The 19,935-nt window shown below is 66.0% G+C and carries 15 protein-coding genes and 1 pseudogene; 10 read left to right on the plus strand and 6 right to left on the minus strand.

From position 1 onward, the window contains the following. Nucleotides 1-20 precede the first annotated feature (20 nt). Nucleotides 21-506, plus strand: coding sequence for a periplasmic heavy metal sensor (locus E6K76_07210; protein TMQ58684.1), 486 nt, complete (start codon nt 21-23; stop codon nt 504-506). A gap of 34 nt (nt 507-540) precedes the next feature. On the opposite strand, the gene E6K76_07215 is transcribed toward E6K76_07210, so the two are convergent. From E6K76_07215 to E6K76_07235, 5 genes and pseudogenes are all read right to left on the minus strand, one after another. Then, nucleotides 541-1,008: a hypothetical protein gene (locus E6K76_07215; protein TMQ58685.1), complete on the minus strand. Its 468-nt coding sequence runs from the start codon at nt 1,006-1,008 to the stop codon at nt 541-543. A gap of 99 nt (nt 1,009-1,107) precedes the next feature. After that, entirely contained in the window at nt 1,108-3,786 is a 2,679-nt protein-coding gene (locus E6K76_07220) for a glucosidase (GenBank protein TMQ58686.1), read from the minus strand. Between the two features lie 16 nt (nt 3,787-3,802). After that, nucleotides 3,803-5,488, minus strand: a complete 1,686-nt coding sequence (gene murJ / locus E6K76_07225) for a murein biosynthesis integral membrane protein MurJ (protein ID TMQ58687.1) — start codon at nt 5,486-5,488, stop codon at nt 3,803-3,805. A gap of 367 nt (nt 5,489-5,855) precedes the next feature. Next, nucleotides 5,856-5,927: pseudogene (locus tag E6K76_07230) on the minus strand (FmdB family transcriptional regulator). 18 nt (nt 5,928-5,945) lie between these two features. Next, on the minus strand, nt 5,946-6,869 hold the full coding sequence (locus tag E6K76_07235) for a deoxyribonuclease IV (protein ID TMQ58688.1): 924 nt from the start codon (nt 6,867-6,869) through the stop codon (nt 5,946-5,948). On the opposite strand from E6K76_07235, the gene E6K76_07240 reads away from it, so the two are divergent. The 7 genes from E6K76_07240 (at nt 6,784) to E6K76_07270 (ending at nt 16,196) form a co-directional block, all read left to right on the plus strand. After that, complete coding sequence (locus E6K76_07240; protein TMQ58689.1) at nt 6,784-7,551, plus strand: NUDIX domain-containing protein; 768 nt, start codon at nt 6,784-6,786, stop codon at nt 7,549-7,551. The genes E6K76_07235 and E6K76_07240 overlap by 86 nt on opposite strands. Continuing rightward, on the plus strand, nt 7,548-8,693 hold the full coding sequence (locus E6K76_07245) for a DNA repair exonuclease (GenBank protein ID TMQ58690.1): 1,146 nt from the start codon (nt 7,548-7,550) through the stop codon (nt 8,691-8,693). The genes E6K76_07240 and E6K76_07245 overlap by 4 nt, the downstream gene beginning before the upstream one ends. Beyond that, on the plus strand, nt 8,683-10,899 hold the full coding sequence (locus tag E6K76_07250) for a hypothetical protein (GenBank protein ID TMQ58691.1): 2,217 nt from the start codon (nt 8,683-8,685) through the stop codon (nt 10,897-10,899). Before E6K76_07245 ends, E6K76_07250 begins: the two co-directional genes overlap by 11 nt. A 47-nt stretch (nt 10,900-10,946) precedes the next feature. Beyond that, a complete protein-coding gene (locus E6K76_07255) occupies nt 10,947-12,812 on the plus strand; it encodes a HEAT repeat domain-containing protein (protein TMQ58692.1) in 1,866 nt (621 codons plus the stop codon). After that, nucleotides 12,809-14,278, plus strand: coding sequence for an HD-GYP domain-containing protein (locus E6K76_07260; protein ID TMQ58693.1), 1,470 nt, complete (start codon nt 12,809-12,811; stop codon nt 14,276-14,278). Before E6K76_07255 ends, E6K76_07260 begins: the two co-directional genes overlap by 4 nt. A 137-nt stretch (nt 14,279-14,415) precedes the next feature. Next, nucleotides 14,416-15,786 (plus strand): sigma-54-dependent Fis family transcriptional regulator, encoded by a 1,371-nt coding sequence (locus E6K76_07265; GenBank protein TMQ58701.1) that lies wholly within the window; start codon nt 14,416-14,418, stop codon nt 15,784-15,786. Continuing rightward, nucleotides 15,705-16,196, plus strand: a complete 492-nt coding sequence (locus E6K76_07270) for a VOC family protein (protein TMQ58694.1) — start codon at nt 15,705-15,707, stop codon at nt 16,194-16,196. The genes E6K76_07265 and E6K76_07270 overlap by 82 nt, the downstream gene beginning before the upstream one ends. A gap of 29 nt (nt 16,197-16,225) precedes the next feature. Here E6K76_07270 and E6K76_07275 read toward each other — a convergent pair whose 3' ends face one another. Further along, nucleotides 16,226-18,664: a tetratricopeptide repeat protein gene (locus E6K76_07275; GenBank protein ID TMQ58695.1), complete on the minus strand. Its 2,439-nt coding sequence runs from the start codon at nt 18,662-18,664 to the stop codon at nt 16,226-16,228. Between the two features lie 324 nt (nt 18,665-18,988). Here E6K76_07275 and E6K76_07280 point away from each other — a divergent pair, with 324 nt between their 5' ends. Then, entirely contained in the window at nt 18,989-19,276 is a 288-nt protein-coding gene (locus E6K76_07280; GenBank protein ID TMQ58696.1) for a co-chaperone GroES, read from the plus strand. 47 nt (nt 19,277-19,323) lie between these two features. Beyond that, on the plus strand, nt 19,324-19,935 hold a 612-nt coding region (groEL, locus tag E6K76_07285), incomplete at its 3' end, for a chaperonin GroEL (GenBank protein ID TMQ58697.1).

A 19,935-nucleotide genomic window follows, 5' to 3' on the forward strand; every position in this document is an offset into this window, starting at 1 on the left:
CCCCGGCGAGAGGAGGAACGATGCGACCAGCCATGGTGCATTGGTGGAAGCACGGCCGCCACGGCTCCCGCTGTGGCGCGTATGCCGGCTGCGCCCCCGGAGTCTCGATGGAGCGACGGGAGCCGCACACCGTCGGCGAAGAGCTCCAGGCGACATTCGGCGGCGGAGGCTTTGGAGTCAGGAGGCCGCTCCGTTTCCTGGCGTTCAAGCTCGGGCTCGACGAATCGCAGGTGGCCGAGCTCGCGAAGATCCTGGACGAGCTCAAGACCGAGCGGGCCCAGGCAGCCGTGGACGATCGCCGCGCGATCACGGCGATCGCGGAGGCGGTAAGCGCCGACTCTTTCGATGAGGCAAAAGCGAAGTCGGCCGCGTCGGTTCGGGTAACAAGCTCGGAGAATCTGCAGAACTCGGTGAACCGGGCGATGAGCCGGATTCACGCGATCCTGAATCCGGACCAGAGGGCGAAGCTCGCCTACCTGATTCGGACCGGAGCGCTCTCGGTGTAGCGGGTGCGTCGCGGATCGGGGCGCGCCCGTCTCGTCACCGCACGAATCCCTGCCGTACGGCGTGGATGAAGTCGGTGTAGGCGGGCGTGAGCCCTGCCGCGCGCATGTCGGTCGCGATTTGCCCGCGGTGGTACGCCGAATGCAAGAGGACGTGACTCAGGACGTCACCGATCGAGTTCGTCCACGTCTCCCCCTTCGAATTCGTGTACGAGGCGATCTGGGCGAGCGCCCCGGGGCGCATCCGGCCGAGATACTCCTGCCACAAGGGGGGCAGCTTCCCCGCCTGCGCCTCACATTCGCCTACTGTCCACGCGGGCCACACTTCGGATTCCTGCCTCCATTGCTTCAATCGCCCTAGCCAAAGCCACTCCGCCGAGATGAGGTGGGCCAGGTACTTGAGCGAGCGCGGCGGCGGCGTTCCGGAACGGAGCGCCGCGAGGGTTTCCTGGTTCGCCCACGCGTCGTAGGCGAACTGACGATGAAGGTGGAGCAGGAGGTCCATGGCGGGCGATTCTCTCGCCGGGAGCGGAGCGGTGTCCAGATGTAATGCGGGGCCTGATCCATGTCCGGGCGGGGGTCGCGCGTCGGTTGCGCCCGCGCGTCAGGTCCGGGGGCCCGCGAGACCAGGCTGGGCGCGTCGTGCGTGCGCTAGGAGCTCGATGCAGCGTGTGACGAGCGCGGTCCAACCGGTCTGATGGCATGCGCCCAGCCCGCGGCCGGTTTCGCCGTGGAAATACTCGTGGAAGAGGAGCAGATCGCGGGAGTGCGGCTCTTGGGCGAAGACAGCCTCCTCGTCGAGACACGGGCGGCGGCCGGTGGAATCCGGGCGGAACAACGACGCCAACCGGGCGGCGATCTCGTTCGCCACTTCCTGCAAGTTCATGAGCCGTCCGGATCGGGCCGGGCACGCCACACGAAGGGAGTCACCGTAGAAATGGTGGTAGCGCTCGAGAGCCTCGATCAGAAGGTAGTTCACCGGGAACCAGATCGGACCGCGCCAGTTCGAATTCCCGCCGAAGAGCGGGGTGGTCGCCTCGCCGGGCGAGTAGTCCACGCGGTGCTCCGTACCGCCGACGAGGAACACGAACGGGTGGTCCCGATGGTATCGCGAAAGCGAGCGGACGCCGTAGGGGGACAGGAACTCGTTCTCATCCAGCATGTATTCGAGCACGCGGACGAGGCGCTCGCGGCGCGGGATCGCCAGGAGGCGGTGCGAGTGCCCGCCGCCGCCGGATTCCATATAGGAGATGTGCCGCACCAGGTCCTTCCGGTTCTCCAGGAACCAGCGGAGGCGCTTCCCGAAGCCCGGTAGCCGCGCGATCGCTTCCTCCTCCAGGACCTCCACCGCGATCAGTGGAATGAGCCCGACGAGCGATCGCACCCGGAGGGGAATCTTCATTCCGTCGACGTAGATCTGGTCGTAGTAAAACCCGTCTCCCTCGTCCCAGAGCCCGCTCCCGCCGAGCGTGTTCATCGCGTCCGTGATGGCGACGAAATGCTCGAAGAACTTCGAGGCGAGGTCCTCGTAGGCCGGATCTTCGGTCGCCAGCTCGAGCGCGATCGAGAGCATCGTGCCGCAGTAGAAGGCCATCCAGGCCGTGCCGTCCGACTGCTCCAGACGGCCGCCGGTCGGAAGCGGGCGCGAGCGGTCGAACACGCCGATGTTGTCCATCCCCAGAAACCCGCCCGAGAAGATGTTCAGCCCGTCGGGGTCCTTCCGGTTCACCCACCAGGTGAAATTGAGGAGCAATTTTTGAAATGCGCGTTTGAGAAAGAGCCGGTCGCGCTCGCCGCGCTTGGCCGTGATCTTGTACACGCGCCAGCAGGCCCAGGCGTGCACGGGCGGGTTGACGTCCGAGAGCTCCCATTCATACGCGGGGATTTGTCCGTTCGGGTGCATGTACCATTCGCGCAGCAGGAGAAGCAGCTGGTGCTTCGCGAATTCGGGGTCGAGCCGCGCAAGGGGGAGCATGTGAAACGCGAGATCCCACGCGGCGTACCAGGGATACTCCCAGGAGTCGGGCATCGAGAGCACGTCGCGGTTGTAGAGGTGCGCCCAGTCCCGGTTCCGCACGCGCGCGCGTGCGGAAGGCGGCTTCGGTTGGGCGGGGTCCCCTTCGAGCCAATCCTTCACGGAGTAGTGGTAGAACTGCTTCGTCCAGAGAAGCCCCGCGTACGCCTGGCGCATGATTCGGCGCTCGTCCTCGGTGGTCCCCTCCGGGATCCGCGACGCATAGAACTGATCCGCCTCTCGGCGGCGCGCCTCCAGCGTGGCGTCGAACTCGGCGGCGAGGGGCTGCTTCGGCATCTCGGCCTCGGCCGCCAAGCGAAGCCGCGCGGCGGCTCTCCCGCCCCCCGGAATCGTCAGCCGATAGAGCGCCGCGGCTTTGGTGCCCAGGCGGCCCGGATTCAGGGCGCTCTTCCTGCCGCGAACCACGTAGTCATGGAACGCGTCCTTCACGTACGGTCCGTCGTTCTCGGTGCCGAAGAGAAGCTTTCGGTTGGTTTCGTTCTCGGTGAACAGGAGCTCGGCTGCCCCCTCCGTGACGAGGCGGAACCGTCCCAGGGTCTCGTGCTCCGCCAGGATCGCGCCGTCGGCCGGCGCCGAGAGCTTCCCCTTGGCGAAGTAGCCCTCGCCGGTCCGCCCCCAGGACCACGTGTTTCGGATCCAGAGGGTCGGAAGGATGTGGAGCGGGGCCTCATCGGGGCCTCGATTCCAGACCTCGATGCGGACGAGGATGTCGTTCGGAGATTTCTTGGCGTACTCGACCGAAACGTCGAAGTAGCGTCCTCCTTCGAAGACGCCTGTGTCCGCGATCTCGAACTCAGTGTCGGTGAGCCCGCGCCGGCGATTTTCCTCCAGCAGCCGCTCGTACGGAAATTCGGATTGAGGATACCTGTAAATCGCCTTCATGTAGGAATGGGTCGGAGTGGAATCGAGGTAGAAATAAACCTCTTTGACGTCTTCGCCGTGATTTCCCTGCTTTCCGCTCAGTCCGAAGAGGCGCTCTTTCAGGATGGGATCGCGGCCATTCCAAAGGGAGATCGCGAAGCAAAGCCTGCACTCACGGTCGCAGATCCCGAGTAGACCGTCTTCCCCCCAGCGGTAGGCACGGCTCCGCGCGTGCTCGTGCGGGAAGTACTCCCACACCTCCCCGTCGGCGGAGTAGTCCTCCCGGACCGTGCCCCATTGCCGCTCCGAGAGATAAGGCCCCCATCGCTTCCAGTTCTCGAGGCGCCGCCCGTCCGCCTCGAGCCTCCGGGTTTCGGCATCGCTCATGGACGAAACCACCCTCTCATCGCCCCGGCCCGCCGGCCGAACCGGGCCCTGGGCGTCTCAGGAAACGAGCGACGAAGGCGAACAGCGGCGCGCTCTCCCCGATCCTCAACGCGAATACGGCCGCCAGATAGACCGCGGCGGCCGCGGCGAGGCCGCTCCCGACGACCAGGAGGCGCGCGAGGACGCTCGTGAGCCCGAGCGAATGCTCGACCCCCCATGCCACGGCGAGCGCCGCAAGCGCGGCGATCAGGGAAGCGAAGAAGATCTTGCCCGCGGCGAGCGAGAGCGCGCGGCCGCCCATGGGGCCGATCTTTCGCCGCAGCACCTCGAAGAGGAGGAAAAAATTCAGGACCGAGGAGATCGAGGTCGCGAGCGCGAGCCCGCGGTGCCGCAGAGGCCCCATGAGCATGATGTTCAACACGACGTTGATCGCGATCGTCACGAACGAGATCGTGACGGGGATGCGGGTCATTCCGAGGGAGTAATACACGGGCACCAGAACACGCACGGCGGAGAACGCCGAGAGTCCGACCGCGTATCCCCAGAGCGCCTGAGCGGTCTGCCAGGAGTCCTCCGCGCCGAACCGTCCGTGCTGGTAGAGGAGCGCCACGATCGGGTGGGCGAGCGCGATCAGGATCATGGTCGCCGGCAGGGTGAGAAACAATCCGAACCGGAGTGAAAAGGAGATCGTGCGCTTGAGCTCCGGCATTTCCCGTCGGGCCGCGTGGCGCGAGACCTCGGCGAGCGTCACCGTGGCGATCGCGACGCCGAACAGCCCGATCGGAAGCTGCATGAGCCGGTACGCGTAGTTGAGCCAGGAGACGCTTCCTTGAGGGAGGAGCGAGGCGAGAAACGTGTTCACGAAGATGTTCACCTGCGTGGCCGCCAACCCCACCGCGGCCGGCGCCATGAGCGTCACGATGCGGAGCACCCCCGGGTCACGGAATGAGATTTCCGGGCGCCATCGAAATCCCTGGGCCCATAGCGCGGGGACCTGGATGAGTAGCTGTCCCAGCCCGCCGAGGAGGACGCCGAACGCCATTCCGACGATCGGCTCGAGCCCGAAGCGGGGGCAAATCGGCGCGATGAGGAATCCGGAGGCGATGAGCGCCAGGTTCAGCATCGTGGGAGCGACCGCGGGGATGAAGAACACCCGGCGCGTGTTCAGGACGCCCATGACCGCGGCCGCGAGCGCCACGAGCAGGAGAAAGGGCGTCATGATCCGGGTCAGCTGGGTCGTCAGCTCGAGCTTTCCCGGCACCTGCCCGAACCCTGGCGCCATCCAAGGGACGATGCGGTCCGCGAATGCCATTCCAAACAGGCAGATCGTGGATACGGTCACGAGCAGGAAGTTGATGACGAGGTTTGCAAGGCGCATCGCGGCCTCGCGCCCCTCGGTTTCCTGAACCCGGGTCAGCGTCGGGACAAAAGCGGCGCTCATCGCTCCTTCGGCGAAGAGGTCGCGAAGCAGGTTGGGAATCCGGAAGGCGACCTGGAAGGCGTCGACCGCGAAGCCGGCTCCGAAGAATGCCGCGAAAACCTGCTCGCGGATGAGCCCCATGAGGCGGCTGGCGAGCGTGGCGAGGGAGACGATTCCGGCGGCGCGGGCCAGACCGGTCTCCGGCGGCGGGGCCGTCTGGCGCGCCGGCCGAGCCGCGACGGCATCATCGGGCGGCGGCGGGACTTCGCGGCTCTCGGTCACGCAGCCGCATCCTCAAGGGAGCGCTCTCCCTTGTCAAGCTCGCGGCCCGCGGAGCGCGTCGCGGGTTCGTGTCGCCCGACCGCCGCGCGGGGGCCAACCCGAACCGGGCAAAGCGCTCGGTGTTCTGCTATACTGAGGGTGACTCGGGAGGCGTTTCCGGGCCCACCTGCCCCAATCTGAGGAGAACCTCCATGGCCGCCCACGACCAGGACAAAGAGCTCGTCGAACGTCTCATCGCGGAGACTAACCTCTCGGCAAGGATGGACGCTTTGATCGGGGAAATCTGCGACAAGCTCCGGGAGTATGGCGTCTCCTCGCCCCACAAAGCCTTCAACGATCTCGTGGACCCGTTCCGCGAATACTTCATGCTGGAATACGAGGAGGAACGGGGGCTCGAGGAGTCCGAGGAAGAAGAAGAGGACGAGGAAGAGGACGAAGAGCGGAACCTGTGAGCGCCCTAGCCCCCCGGCCTCTCGATCCACAGCCGTCTCAATAGCGCCAAGTTCCTTCGGTCCATCACAACTCCGTCCTTTCCCTTCGGCGTCTCCAGCAGCTTGGGGATCGCGCTGAGCCTCGGATCGCGCAGCATGCGGGCGAAGGGCTCGGTTCCGAGATAGCCCCTGCCGATGTGCTCGTGGCGGTCGACCAAGCTCCCACGCCCCGTCTTGGAATCGTTGAAGTGGATGGCGCGGAGCGCTTCCAGGCCCAATATGCCGTCGAACTCCTGGATTGTCTGTTCGTATCCGCCCTCGGTCACGATGTCGTATCCGGCGGCGTGGACGTGGCACGTATCGAGGCAGATCTGGACCAGGTCAGGACGTGCCACGTGGTCGCGGATGCGCGCCAGCTCCTCGAAGCGACGCCCGATCGTTGTGCCCTGGCCGGCCACGGTCTCGAGAAGGACCGTCACGGAGGGGGCCGAGGCGATCGCGCGCGCCTCATTCAGGGAAGCGGCGACGCGGTCGCACCCTTCGCGTACCCCGCGGCCCATGTGCGCACCGGGGTGGGTCACGAGGAAGGGAATCCCGAGCTTCTCGCAGCGGGAAAGCTCCTCGGCAAGGGCCTGGATCGAGCGCCTTCGGAGGGCGGCGCGAGGCGAGGCGAGGTTGATGAGGTAACAGTCGTGGGCCACGACCGCTCGAAGGCCGCTTCTCTCCCAGGCCTCGCGGAAGGAGCGGATCTCCGCGGGAAGGAGCCGCCTCCCCTTCCACTGGTTGGTGTTGCTGGTGAATACCTGTACGACGCGGGCCCGGACCGCCAGGGCCCGCTCGATAGCCCTCGACATTCCCCCCGCGATGCTCATGTGCGCGCCGATCAAGGGCCCCGGGTCGGGCGGCCTCTCAGCCAGTCGAATGGGGGTGATACTATGCGGCCGCTTCATGGGAATACCCGGTCCGTCTTTCCGCTTGAGGAAGGGCGTAGTCCGGCCGATTTTTCCAAGGACGGAGCGTTTCCCGTCTCCGGGGGGCCGTACCAAGCCTATGAAGGATAAGGGGAAAGGGCAAGCCCGCCGGACAGGGGACGCGAGGCGCGCCGCGGTGCGCCCCACGCGCCCCGTAGCGCGGTTTTGCATGGTATGCGGCGGCACCATGCGCACGATCAGGGAGCACGGAGTCCGCCGCCGCGCCTGCTCCCGCTGCGGATTCATCGGGTATCGAAATCCCGTGCCCGCGTGCGGGGTTCTCGTCCGGCGGGAGGGGTTGATCCTGCTAGCGCGACGAGGGCACGAGCCGCGCAAGAATGCTTGGGGCATTCCGGCCGGCTTCATGGAGTACGGGGAGCATCCCGAGGTGACCGCGGTACGCGAGGCGCTCGAGGAGACAGGGCTCAGGGTTCGCTTGACCGGGCTTTTCGGGGTCTACGCGGCGCGGGACGATCCGCGTGCCCGTGCGGTGTTGATCCTCTACCACGCCCGCGTGGTCGGGGGAAGGCTTCAACCGGGCGATGACGCGATCGAGCTGGGGTATTTCCCGCTCGGTCGGCTGCCGCGCCCGATCGCGTTCCGCGCCCATCGGGAAGCGCTGAGGGATTTGCGCCGGATGAATCGGGAGAAGAATCGATGAGCGTTCGCATCCTGCATCTCGCCGACCTGCATCTCGGGGCCGCGTTCCCATCCATGGGGGAGCGGGCTCAGGAGCGCACGCGCGATCTGCTCAACGCGTTCCTGCGCGCGATCGAGTTTGCTTCCTCTCCCAAGCATCCGGTGGACCTGGTCGCGATCGCCGGGGACCTGTTCGACACCCACGACCCCGACGAGGGCCTCGTCTTCCAGGTCGAGTCTTCCTTCGAGCGCCTTTCCAAGGCGAAGGTGCCCGTCTTTCTCGTGCCGGGAACCCACGACGCGTATTCCTACCGTCGATCGGTGTATCGCCGGCTCCGCTTGCCCGAGGGCTCCGCGCTCCTCGCCGAGCCGCGGCTTCAGCCGGGGGCGCGCCTCACGATCCGAGGCGAGACGGTGCAAATGTACGGGGTCGCCTACGACCCGGCCGTCGCCGCCCGCCCGCTCGGCGATTTCTCCCGCTCCGGCACGGCCGACTACCACGTGGGGATTCTCCACGGCGCGCTGCAAGACAGCCCCACCTGGAAAATCAGGCCCTCCGATCTCCCGATCAACCGGGGCGAAGTCGCTGCCTGCGGCCTGCACTACTTGGCTCTCGGCCACTATCACAACTTCGTCGAAGTGCGCGAGGGGGGCTCGGTGGCGGTATACCCGGGAACGCTCGAGGGCAGGAAATTCGGCGAGGACGGCCCGCGCCACCTCCTCATCGTGACCTTGAGCCGCGGCACGGTCTCGATCGAGCGCAAGCCCTGGAACACGCGCACCCTCTCCCAGGTCGCGGTCGAGTTCGTGGGGGCCGACGTGCATGACGAGCACCAGCTGATCGACAGGATCGCCGCCTTCGCCGGGGACGGTGAAATCGTCCGGGTGCGCCTCGAGGGCGCGGCCGATTTTGTGTTCGAACCCGAGCGCATTGCCGCCCGGATCCGGGACCGTTTCTTTCACCTGGAAATCGACGACCATACCTACCTCCTGGACGCGGCGCTCCTGGGTCGATTTCGCGACGAGGCCACGATCCGTGGCGCGTTCGTGAGGCGCACGCTGGAGCGGCTCTCGCGGGCGCAAACCCAGCAGGAAAAGGAGATCGCGACGCTCGCGCTCAGGATCGGGCTCGCCGAGTTCCAGAACCCACGCCATGCGGTTTGAGCGAATCCACATCGAGGGCTTCGGCCCCATCGTAGGGTACCAGGCGGTTCTCGAGCCGCGGCGGCTCAACCTCATCATCGGGCCCAACGAATCGGGCAAGTCGTCGCTCGCCGCAGCGATCGTGGCGACGCTCTTCGGGTTCTCCTCCCACGAGGAGGAGGCGCGCGCACGGCCCTGGAACGGCGCGCGCCACCGTGTGACGCTCATCTTCGAAGCGGGCGGGCACCGCTGTCGCGCGTGCCGAGATTTTCATAGCCACGAAGTCCACGTGGAACGACTCGGGAAAAGCGGAGACGAGGCCGAGGGGACCCTGTTCAAGGGGACTGTCAACCCGCGCGGCCGCGGGCCGGAGCTGGAGCAGTACGAGGAGCTCCTCCGATCGTGGTTCGGTTTCACCGAGGCGCGGCTCTTCAGCGAATCCTGCTACGTGCGCGAGAACGCCCTCGAGACCAGGATCTCGCCGGAGCTGCGGCACCTGATCTCAGGCGCCGTCGAGACCGATTACCAGGAGATTCAGGAGGCGTTGCTCGATCGTCTGGACGCGCTCACCAGGGAGCACCCCTTCGACGCCCGGGCCCGGAAGCGGGCCGATCGGGCGATCGAGAAGCGGAAGGGGGCCCTCGAGCTCCTGCGTGGGCGTCTCGCCCGGTCGGAATACGTGCTCCGGGAGCTCAAGTCCAATTTCGCGGAGCGCTCCGCGGCGGAGGCGAGGCTGACCGAGCTCAAAGGCGACGTGGCCGCCAAAGAGCAGCTGATCGCCGATCTCGAAACCCTCGTCCGTCTCCGGGAAGAGCAGCGCAAGCACCTGAGGCGGGCCCCCGCGATCGGGGAAGAGCTGATGCGGGCCCGCCGAGCGCGAGGGCGGATTCAGGAGATCGACCGCAAGACCGGGGAGCACCTGACCTACCTCGCGAACGCTCCCGAGGAGGTCGAGGCGGATCTCATGCGGCTCCAGATTCTCCGCATCCAGGCGAGCCGGCACCAGAAAACCGGAGAAACGGAGCGAAAGCGGCTGGAGGAGATGCATGCGCCCCCCTTCGCGATCGGCCTTTTGCTGACGCTCGCCCTGGGAGGGGCGTTTGGATTCCTCAGCTATGCCGCCCTGAAATCGGCGGTCGCGGCAGGGGTCGGCGGTGTTCTCGGGGCCGCGGCCGGGATGCTCGCGATCCGCGTCTTCGGCCGGAGCGCGGAGCGCGGCCGGGCGCTCGCCGAGGCCAGGGCCCGCGTCGCCGAGGAGAATCTCCGCACGCTGAAGCAGGAGACCGACGTGATCGAGATTCGCGCGAATCCCTACCTGGCGGGACGAACGCTCGAGATCGTCGTGGCCGACCTGAAGCAGCTCCGCGAGCTGGAGCACGAGCGGCGGGAGCATGCGGCGGTCGTCCAGTCGCTTCCGGTTCCGGAGCGACTCGAGGCCGAATCCCACGAGATCGATGAGGTGGTCAACGCGCTCCGGGCGAAGGAGAAGTTCCTCGTCAGCCAGACGCCGTTCTTGTCGCCGCTCCGGGAGGACCCCGTGCGCGCCGCGGAGGCCTCCGACCGCCTGAAACGCGAGAGCAACGGGATCCGGGCCAAGATCGAAGCGGAGCAGGAGAGCCTGGAGCGTTTGGTGCGCCGCCCGGGCGGGGTCGATTCGGACGCCGAGAATCTCGAGGCCCTCGAGGAGGCGATCGCGGCCGAAGAGGAAGCGCTTCGGCGCGAGGAGCGTCAACGGGACGCGCTTCTTGTCGCGCTGGAGGTCCTGCGTGATTCCGTGCTGCACTACCAAAAGGAGCACGTGGCGCGGCTTGCCACGGTATCCGGACGCACGCTCGCGCGCTTGACCCGCGGCCGCTATTCCCGGGTGGCGCTCGACGCAGAGCTGAACCCGACGGTGAGCTTGGACGGGGCGCGGGAGATCGCGGTCGAAGCCTTGAGTCATGGGGCGCGGGACGCCTTCTACTTTGCCTTACGGGCGGCCCTCGCCCAGGAGCTCGCGGCCCGGGAGCCCCTTCCCCTTCTCCTGGACGATCCCACGGCCCATTTTGACGAGGAGCGCCGCGGCAGCCTGCTCGGCCACCTGGAGGACCTGGCCAAGGACTTGCAGGTCATTCTCTTGTCCCACGACCGGCGCATCTTGAATCAGGTCCGCGAGGCCCACGTCCTGACGATCGGAACCGACAGCTCCGCAAGCGATTCGACCCGAAAAATCCAGGTCCGCCGCTAGCACAAACGGGTCAAGTTCTGTCGAGTCCGGGCCGAATTTTGGTCCGTATGGCTACTCCCGCCCCGGTCAAGAAGGGCGACTCGCCCGAGCAGAAGGCCGAACGCCTTGGGGATCAAGTGCTGGCGCTTGACGTCAAGCGCGTGGCCGATTGGCTCCAGGCCTTGGTGCGCACGCTCAAGGCTTACCGGATGTACCTGCCGAACAATCCGACCCTTCACAAATTCCAGAGCGATCTCGAGGCGCGAACCTGGTCCTGTCTGAAGGAGATCGGGGACATCGTGCTCAACGTCCAGCAGTTCGACCTCCTCTTCGAGGACTACTCCGTCTACCACAACGCCGCGCGGGAAGAGTCTCTCGCGTATCGGTTCTTCACCGACGGCGTGCGGCAAATCACCTTCCGCGAGGGGCTCGAACCGCAGGAGCTCCGCGGGGTGCTCGAAGTGCTCAAGAAGGCTACCGACTTGAGCCAGGGCCAGGACGACGTGGTCACCCTCCTCTGGGAGCGGGACTTCCGGCACGTCGAGTATGTCCACATCTCGATCGAAGACCTGATGGACGGGAGCGGCGGCCAGGAGTACGAGCCGGACGAGGGCGCCGTCGAGGGCGGAGGGATCCCCTGGCCCTCCCGCGTGGAGACCCCCGAAGAGGAGGCGCCCGTCGCGGTGCCCGGCGAGTCGATCTTGGAGCGCTCCGACGATTGGAACCCGAAGGCGCCGGTCACTCCCTCGTGGGATGAATCGGTGGGTGTGCAGTTCTCGCTGAGCGAATCCGAATCCCAGCAGCTGAGCGAGGCGATCCGCGTCGAGGAGGGGCGGCCGCTGCTCAACGAAGTGCTCGAGATCGTCGCGGCGATCCTGACCTCGGAGGAGGAGCCGACGAGCTTCCTCGAGTCGGCTTCCGCATTCCAGAAGTTCATCGAGCTGGCCCTGGAGGAGGCTGACCTCGGGCGGGCGAACCAGCTCCTCTCCAGGCTTCGGACGATCGCCGCCAAGAAGGCGGAGACCCAAAACGAATTTCGCAGTCTCGCCGAGCAGGTCATCCGCGAAATCGGCCGTCCGAGCTTTCTCGGGCAGTTCGCCCCGGTCCTGAACGCCCATCCGGACCTCGACCCGGCGCTCCTCACCAACTTCCTCGTGCAGATCGGGCCCACCTCGGCGGGCGCCGTCTGCGACCTCTTGGGCCAGGTCAACCACATGAAGCACCGCCGCGCCCTCTGTGAGGCGCTTGCGATTTCCTGCAAGGACGACGTGGATGTTCTCATATCCCGCCTCGGAGATTCGCGGTGGTACGTCATCCGGAACGTGGTCTACGTGCTCGGCCGGATCGCGCATCAAGGGGTCGAACGCGCCTTGGATCGGGCGCTCCACCATGAGGACGTGCGGGTTCGCAAGGAGGCGGTGCGCGCGCTGGGAAACATCGAGAGCCCCACGAGCCGCGCGTTTCTCGTCTCCGCGTTCCGCGATCTTGACGCCACCGTCCGGATTCAGGCCGCGTTGACCCTCGCCCAGAGGCGTGACGACCGCGCCGCGCAGAGCATCTGGGGCGCCATCCAGGCTCCGGAGTTCGCGCGCCGGGACCACAATGAGCGGCGAGCCTTCTTCGAGGCGATGGGGAAGTCAGGATCGGCCTCCTTCGTGCCTCCTCTCCACGAGCTGCTGACGCGAGGGGGCCTCTTCCGGGGGACGAACGAGGAGGAGCGTCTGAACGCGGCCTTGGCGCTCGCGTGGCTCGGAACCCCGAAGGCGATCGAGGTCCTGAATCACGAGCTCACGAGCAAGCGCGAACCGGTCCGGAAGGCGGTGGAGGCCGCGCTGGAGACGGTGCGGAAAGCCGCCGCCCCGGGAGCCCGACGCGACTCGATGGAAGAGGATGCCCCGTCCGAGGCTCCGGGGGTGGAGGAACCCAGCCCATGACGGGACCCGCGACGCGCGCCGGGGTTCCGGGAGGCGCGCCGGAACCCACCGTCCAGCGCATCGTCGTCCAGGGGCGGAGCCTCGCCATGCAGCTCTGCGTGGTGCTCAAGACCGCGAAGATCCATGACGTCGGGAACGTCGCCTTCCACGGTCCGCTGGTCAGCTTCATCGAAACCGTGGAGCAGCTCCACACGGCCGAAGGGGACTTCAAGCTGCAAGCCGTCGGAGATTTCCTCTACATCAACCAGAGCCGCCTCAAGCTCGACGGTTCGAGCTATGCGAGCTATCAATATCTGATCGACGAGTTCCGCAACCGCGGGCTCTCGGGCTTCGCGTTCACCGGGAAGGTATCGCCTCCGGAAGTGAAGAAATTCGTGCGGTTGTTTCTCGACGTGGACTGCAAATCCTCGGATCCCTACGAGGATTTCAGCGCGGCCCTGGCCAAACTGTCGGTCGAGCACCTCGTGCCGCTGCGGACGGTTGTGTCTCAGACCGGAGCCGTCAATATCGAGGAGGTTCGGGATTCGCGCAAGGCGGCCAAGCGGACGTTCTACCGCGCGATCGAAGCCACGAAAATGCTGATGCTGGGCGCGCGGGATCGCAGGCCCGTCGACTTGCGCAAGACGAAACGCGCGGTCCAGTCGATCGTCGATTTGATCTTGAACGAAGAATTCTCGCTGGTCGGGCTCACGGCGATCAAGAACCACGACGAGTATACGTTTCAACACTGCGTCAACGTCTCGATCCTCTCGATCTCTCTCGGGCAGAGGCTCGGATTGTCGAAGAAGATGCTCGGCGAGCTCGGCGTGGCTGCGATCCTTCACGACCTCGGCAAGGCGACGATCCCGGCTTGGGTGCTCAACAAGCCCGGGAAGCTGACCGCCGAAGAGTGGAAGCTCATGACGGATCATCCGGTCCAGGGCGTGAAGATGATCTCGAAGCTTCGAGGCCTGAACGAGCTCGCCCTGCGCGCGATGATCGTCGCCTTCGAGCACCATCTGAATATTGACGGGAGCGGCTATCCCAAGCTCGGGGACCATCTCCGGATGTCGCTCTTCAGTAGGATCGTGGCGATCGCCGATTGTTTCGACGCGATGACCGCGCACCGATCCTACCGAAAGTCGCCGTTCACGCCGTACGAGGCGCTGCATCACATGCTGATCGCGAACCGCGAGAAGTTTGACGCGCTCCTCATCAAGGCGTTCGTCAACACGGTCGGGATGTACCCCGCCGGAACCGTCGTTCTTCTCGACACGAACGAGATCGGAGTCGTCACCGAGCACAACGTGCACGACATCTTCCGCCCCAAGGTGAAGATCGTCGCCGACCGCGACCGCAAGCGGATCGAGGGCTCGATCGTGGACCTGAGCCACCGCGAAGATGGAAGCGGCGCCTACACGGTGGGCATCGTTTCGGCGTTGAACCCGGAGGAGTACGGGATCAGCGTCGCCGACGCGCTGACGTAGCCTCCACGTAAGGGGCGCTCCGGCGCGCTCCCCCGCCTCCAGGCGTCTTGACGGGCCCCTCTTCTCGTCGTAAGCTCCTATCGTTTCGTGACTTTCCCCGAAATGGGAGACCCTCCTTGCTGCATCGTCCCCGCGCGTTGATCGTGGACAAGGACTCGTCCGAAACCGCGCAGCTCGTGTCGTTCCTCACGGAGAACGGCTTCGAGGTGCATTGGGCCAAGGACGGCGAGCAGGCGTTCAACCTCCTCGACCGGCCCGCGCCCGAAGCGGCCGGGGTCTCCGACGGCTCGGTTCCCGAGATCCTGATCACCGAGCTCAAAGCCCACCGGGTCGACGGGATGCGCCTCCTCGACATCGCGAAGAGCCGCAATCCCGAGGTCTGCGTGATCCTCATCGCGGACGGAGGAACCGTGGAGCTGGCGACCGAGGCGATGCGGGAGGGGGCGTACGACTTCCAGCTTCGGCCGCTCAATTTCCAAAAGCTCCTGGCCGTGATCCAGCGCGCCCTCTCCCACCAGCAGCTTGTGAGCCGCGTCTCGGACCTCACGGAGCGGCTGGATCAACGGCTCAAGGTCCCCAACCTCACCGGGAACTCGCGCGTGATGCAGGAGCTGGGCTCGAAGATCGTCCAGATCGCGCCGACCCGGGCGACCGTCTTGATCTACGGCGAAACGGGTACCGGGAAGGAGCTTATCGCGCAGGCGATTCACCAGCTCTCGCCTCGTCGGAACGAGCGTTTCGTGAAGCTTCACTGCGCCGAGCTTTCGGCGAGCATCATCGAGAGCGAGCTGTTCGGCCACGAGAAGGGGGCGTTCACCGGCGCCGATCAGCAGCGGAAGGGGCGCTTCGAGCTGGCGGACCAGGGGACGCTCTTCGTGGATGAGATATCGGAGATCCCGCCGCCCGTACAGACGAAGCTGCTTCGCGTCCTCCAAGACCGTCAATTCGAGCGCGTCGGGGGGAATGAAACGGTGAAGGTCGACGTCCGGGTGATCGCGGCCACGAACCGGAGGCTCGAGGTCCTCGCCGCGCGCGATGAGTTTCGCGAGGACTTGTATTACCGGCTTCGCGTGATCCAGATCGACGTCCCGCCGCTCCGCGAGCGGAAGGAAGACATCCCCCTCCTGGTGGAGACCTTCGTCAAGGAGTTCAACCGGGAGCACGGCCGCAGGGTGACCGGCATCACCCGCGGGGCTGCCGATCGCTTCATGCACCACGACTGGCCGGGCAACGTCCGCGAGCTGAGGAACACGATCGAGGAGATGATCGTCTACGCGCAGGGGAAGCGCGCCCTCGAAGTCTCGGACCTCCCCATACAGCTGCGGCAGCAACGCTCCGCCTCGGGCGAGGACCTGAACGTCACCGTGGGCATGTCCATGCAGGAGATCGAGCGCCGCGCGGTCGAGGCGACGCTCCGCGCGACGGGATACGACAAGCAGAAGGCGGCCAAGATCCTGGGAATCGGGCTCCGCACGCTCTATCGGAAGCAGAAGGAGTACGGGCTGTGACCGGGGGCGCGCTCCAGGGTGTTCCGCTCCGCGGGATTTCGGAAATCATCCTCGTCGTCAAGGACGTGGAGCGCTCGGTCGCGTTCTACCGTGACGTGGTCGGCCTCCCGGTGGACAACGTGAGCAACAAGAAGTTCGCGTGGTTCTGGGCGGGCCCGCCCGGAACGCCCCAGCGGCTCGGTATCACAGAGGGGCCCCTGTCCTTCGGCGCGGCCCACGTCCGGGGCCCGCATCACTTCGCGTTCGGGACCGAGCGTTCGCGGATTCCCGAGCTGAAAGCGGCGCTCGAAGCCCAAGGGCTCGAGGTGGAAGGGCCCGTCGAATTCACCTTTTGGAACGCCCTCTCGATTTATTTCAGCGATCCGGACGGGAATCGGGTCGAGTTTTGCGGCTTCGGCGATTCGCGATAATTCTTCTCGGGGCGCTCGCGGCAGGCGTGCTAGGGCGTTCTGGAGCCGCCCGCCGCGGCATGGTTCCCGCGAGGCTTGATCGTCGCCTCGAGCGCCTCGATCTGCTGCCGCAGAAGATCCGCCTGCTCTTGGTTGGGATCGAGGCGGATCGCCTCACGCAAGTAATCGAGCGCCTCGGCGGGGCGGTTCAAATGGTTTAGTAGCAGAATGGCGGCGTCCCTCAAGGCGAGCGCGCGATCCCGGTGGCCGGCGGGTATGAGCAAGAGCTCCTGGACCGCTTCCTCGTAGCGACCGAGCTGGTCCAGCGCCTGGGCGATGTTGACATGGATCCGCGGATCCCCTTCGGAAAGCTCGTACGCGGTCCGGTACTCCACGAGCGCATCCAAGAACCGCGACATCTTCGTGAGGATCGCCCCGTGGTACATGCGGTAGGTAGAGCTCCCGGGCTCTCCCTCGATCGCGATCGCGATTTGAGCCTCGGCCGAATCCAGCAGGCCCTTGTGCCAGAGCGCGATCGCGAGGGCCGCGCGCAAGGGCGGTTCCATGGGCTTGACCTCGACCTTGAGCCCGCGGCGCGCCCACTCTTCCGCGCGATCGTAATCCCCTACGGTGGCGAAAAGCCTGGAGAGGTCCAGGCACCACAGCTCGACACGATTCACCTGGGTGGGCTTCGGCATCGCTGCGGCGAAAATGCTGTCCCTCTGCGCGCGGGTGCTGATCGCCTGCGGCAAGCGGCGCACCACGATGTGAGGACCTGAGGCGTTCTTGACGTCGGATTCCCAGACCACGCTCGCGCGCTCCCGTAGCCAGCGGTAGTACGCGTTCTCCACCGGATATTTCTCCGGCTCGGCTTCGAAGCGTCGCGAGATTTCGCCCGACGCGACGTGGTATTCGAGGCCGTCCAAGAACTCGGGGTGGAAGGCTGGCCGGGCGAACTGGGACTGGGTCGCGAAAAACGGCCAAATCACCATCGTGCGCTCCCCTGGGGTGAACACCGGTCCGTAGAGCTCGACCGCCATGGGCTCCTTCGTCCCGATGTTCTGGTTGATCCACCTCCGCACGAGATGGCGCGAATCCGGGAGCGCCAGCGCGTGTCGCGTCGCGAGAAGCTCGGGAAGCGGCCAGGCGAGGACCGCCGCAACGAGAAGCGCCGAGGGCACCCGCACGGACAACGCGCGGCCCTGCCCCGGCGCCGCCTGCGCCGGGGAGGGAATCCTCGCCCTCGCCCACTCCATGCCCCGCACGATCGCCAGCGCGGCGGCGAGATGGAGGAAAGGCAGCGCGACCAGGATGTAACGGTCTTGTGGGCTTTTCAGCATGCCGTTCGCGAGCACGATCATGAGCGGGATCCAGACGAGCGTACGGGTCAGGCGCCCGCCCCTCCAGAGGAGAACCAGCCCGGCGAGCCCCAGGAGATACGCCGGCCAGCCCATCGCGTGCGGCAGGGTAACCGCGAGATACGTCGGGAGCGAGATCGGAAAGACGGTCTGCCCCACCCAATCCGAAAAGAGCGCCCGCCGCTGGCCGGCGATGTCGATCAGGGTCCGCTTCCAATCGAGGAACAGGAAAGGCGAGGCGACAAAGACCGCCGCCAGGATCGAGGCCATGCCCGCCGCGAGAGGGCGATTCCTCCACAAGGCCGTCCCCTTGCCGCGCCCCGCGCTGTCGTTCTTCGAATCCCCCGTCCGATACGCGAGCGCGAAAGGCAGGGCGAGGACCAGGGGCACGTACTTGCACGCCCCGGCGAGCCCGATCATGGCTCCGGCGAGGATGGAGTCCCGCATCGTTCCGCCGGCGACCACGCGGACGAAAGGCCGGGTCGCGAGCAGGACGAATAGAAGCGCGAGGAGGTTGGGGTCGCTCACGTGTTGGGAGGTGAGCACGTGCAGGGTGTTGGTCGCTACGAAGAGGCCGGCCAGGAGCCCCACGCTCCGGCCGAGGGTGCTCGCGCCGATCCGGTAGGTGAGAAAGACCGTGAGCGTCCCGATCAGCGCGCCCACGACGCGGGCGAAGAGGAACATGGGAGCCGCGCCCGCGCCCGCGATATGGGCCTGGAAGTGCGCCGCGCTCGCGTCCGCCGAGGTGAGCGAGTAGTACATCTTGTACAGGTGCTGCAGCCCGAGCGTGAGATAGAAGCTCAACGACGGCCATCCGCCCGTGTGGGGGTTGAGGTCGGTCGCCTTGGTGCCTCCCCGCCACATGAGCCACGCCCGCCCCATGGTCGTGCGGTCCGTTTCCTCGATGACCGAATCGTCGAGGACGTTGATCTTCAGCGAGGCGTCTGGCAGCCGGTCGTGAATTCCCCACAGGCGGATGGCGAGCGAGAGCGCCAGGAGGGCGAGCAACACCCAATCGGGCCGGATCGCCCCCGGCCATCGTCTGCGCCGGCGGCTCTGCGGATCGCCCGCCCTTTTGGCAGAGGGGGGTGTGTGCTTGGGGCGTTTGGAGGTGGGCCGCTTGTTTGCCATGAACGGGCTGGAAACCCCGACGAGTATAGGGATTAGACCGGTTGCTCCACAAGCCGCATGCCGTTTGGGCAATGACGCGCCCGTCGGCCTGCGCCTTCCGCGGGGGCCCTGCCTAAATCGGGCGACTCAAACGCGCCCGGGGCACCACGTTCGCGCCGGACTGCCTCCGGTCGCGAACCAACGGCACGGCAACTGCGTATATAGGGATACAAGGAGGGGGCGAAGAGTCAATCTTCTGCCCATTTGTCAATCATGCCAGAGACCAAGAGCAAGCCGAAAACCGAGTCACCATCGAAGACCCCTGGAACAAGAGGAGCCTCTAACATGAACGTGAAGCCTTTGGCCGATCGCATCCTCGTCCGCCGCCTCGAGGAGCCCGAAACGAAGCGCGGTGGGATCATCATTCCGGATACCGCCAAGGAAAAGCCGCAGCAGGCGGAAGTCGTGGCCACCGGCCCCGGGCGGCTGACCGATGACGGAAAGCGCATCGCTCTCGAGGTGAAGGCGGGCGACAAGATCCTCATGGGCAAATATTCCGGAACCGAAGTCAGGATCGACGGCAGCGAATACCTGATCATGCGCGAGGAGGACGTTCTCGCCATCGTCGGCTGATCCCTGAGGTTTCTCGCGAGACCTCCATCCATAAAGGAGTGATGAGAATGGCTGCGAAGGAAATCATTTTTGATGAAAAGGCTCGCCAGGCCGTGCTGTCGGGCGTGCAGACGCTGGCCAAGGCGGTCAAGGTTACGCTGGGACCGCGCGGCCGGAACGTGGTACTGGACAAGAAATGGGGATCACCCACGATCACCAAGGACGGCGTGACCGTCGCCAAGGAGATCGAGCTCGAGGACCGCTACGAGAACATGGGCGCCCAGATGGTGCGCGAGGTCGCGACGAAGACCTCCGACGTCGCAGGCGACGGGACGACCACGGCGACCGTGCTGGCCGAAGCGATCTTCCGCGAGGGGCTCCGCAACGTCACCGCCGGCTCGAACCCGATGGGCATCAAGCGCGGGATCGACAAGGCGGTCCGGGCGGTTGTGGAAGAGCTGAAGACCTTCTCGAAGAGCGTCAAGAACCCCAAAGAAATCATGCAGGTGGCGAGCATCTCCGCCAACGGCGACCAGGAGATAGGCAAGATCATCGCGGACGCCATGGACAAGGTGGGTAAGGACGGCACGATCACCGTCGAGGAAGCCAAGTCCATGGAGACGACCCTCGATCTCGTCGAGGGGATGCAGTTCGACAAGGGCTACATCTCGCCCTACTTC

This window comes from Candidatus Eisenbacteria bacterium (assembly GCA_005893275.1).
In the GTDB taxonomy this organism is placed as follows: domain Bacteria; phylum Eisenbacteria; class RBG-16-71-46; order SZUA-252; family SZUA-252; genus WS-7.

Coding starts and splice junctions, on each gene's coding strand:
- E6K76_07210 (TMQ58684.1), top strand. CDS start 21: ATGCGACCAGCCATGGTGCATTGGTGGAAGCACGGCCGCCACGGCTCC.
- E6K76_07215 (TMQ58685.1), bottom strand. CDS start 1,008: ATGGACCTCCTGCTCCACCTTCATCGTCAGTTCGCCTACGACGCGTGG.
- E6K76_07220 (TMQ58686.1), bottom strand. CDS start 3,786: ATGAGCGATGCCGAAACCCGGAGGCTCGAGGCGGACGGGCGGCGCCTC.
- E6K76_07240 (TMQ58689.1), top strand. CDS start 6,784: ATGCTCATGTGCGCGCCGATCAAGGGCCCCGGGTCGGGCGGCCTCTCA.
- E6K76_07235 (TMQ58688.1), bottom strand. CDS start 6,869: ATGAAGCGGCCGCATAGTATCACCCCCATTCGACTGGCTGAGAGGCCG.
- E6K76_07245 (TMQ58690.1), top strand. CDS start 7,548: ATGAGCGTTCGCATCCTGCATCTCGCCGACCTGCATCTCGGGGCCGCG.
- E6K76_07250 (TMQ58691.1), top strand. CDS start 8,683: ATGCGGTTTGAGCGAATCCACATCGAGGGCTTCGGCCCCATCGTAGGG.
- E6K76_07255 (TMQ58692.1), top strand. CDS start 10,947: ATGGCTACTCCCGCCCCGGTCAAGAAGGGCGACTCGCCCGAGCAGAAG.
- E6K76_07260 (TMQ58693.1), top strand. CDS start 12,809: ATGACGGGACCCGCGACGCGCGCCGGGGTTCCGGGAGGCGCGCCGGAA.
- E6K76_07275 (TMQ58695.1), bottom strand. CDS start 18,664: ATGGCAAACAAGCGGCCCACCTCCAAACGCCCCAAGCACACACCCCCC.
- E6K76_07280 (TMQ58696.1), top strand. CDS start 18,989: ATGAACGTGAAGCCTTTGGCCGATCGCATCCTCGTCCGCCGCCTCGAG.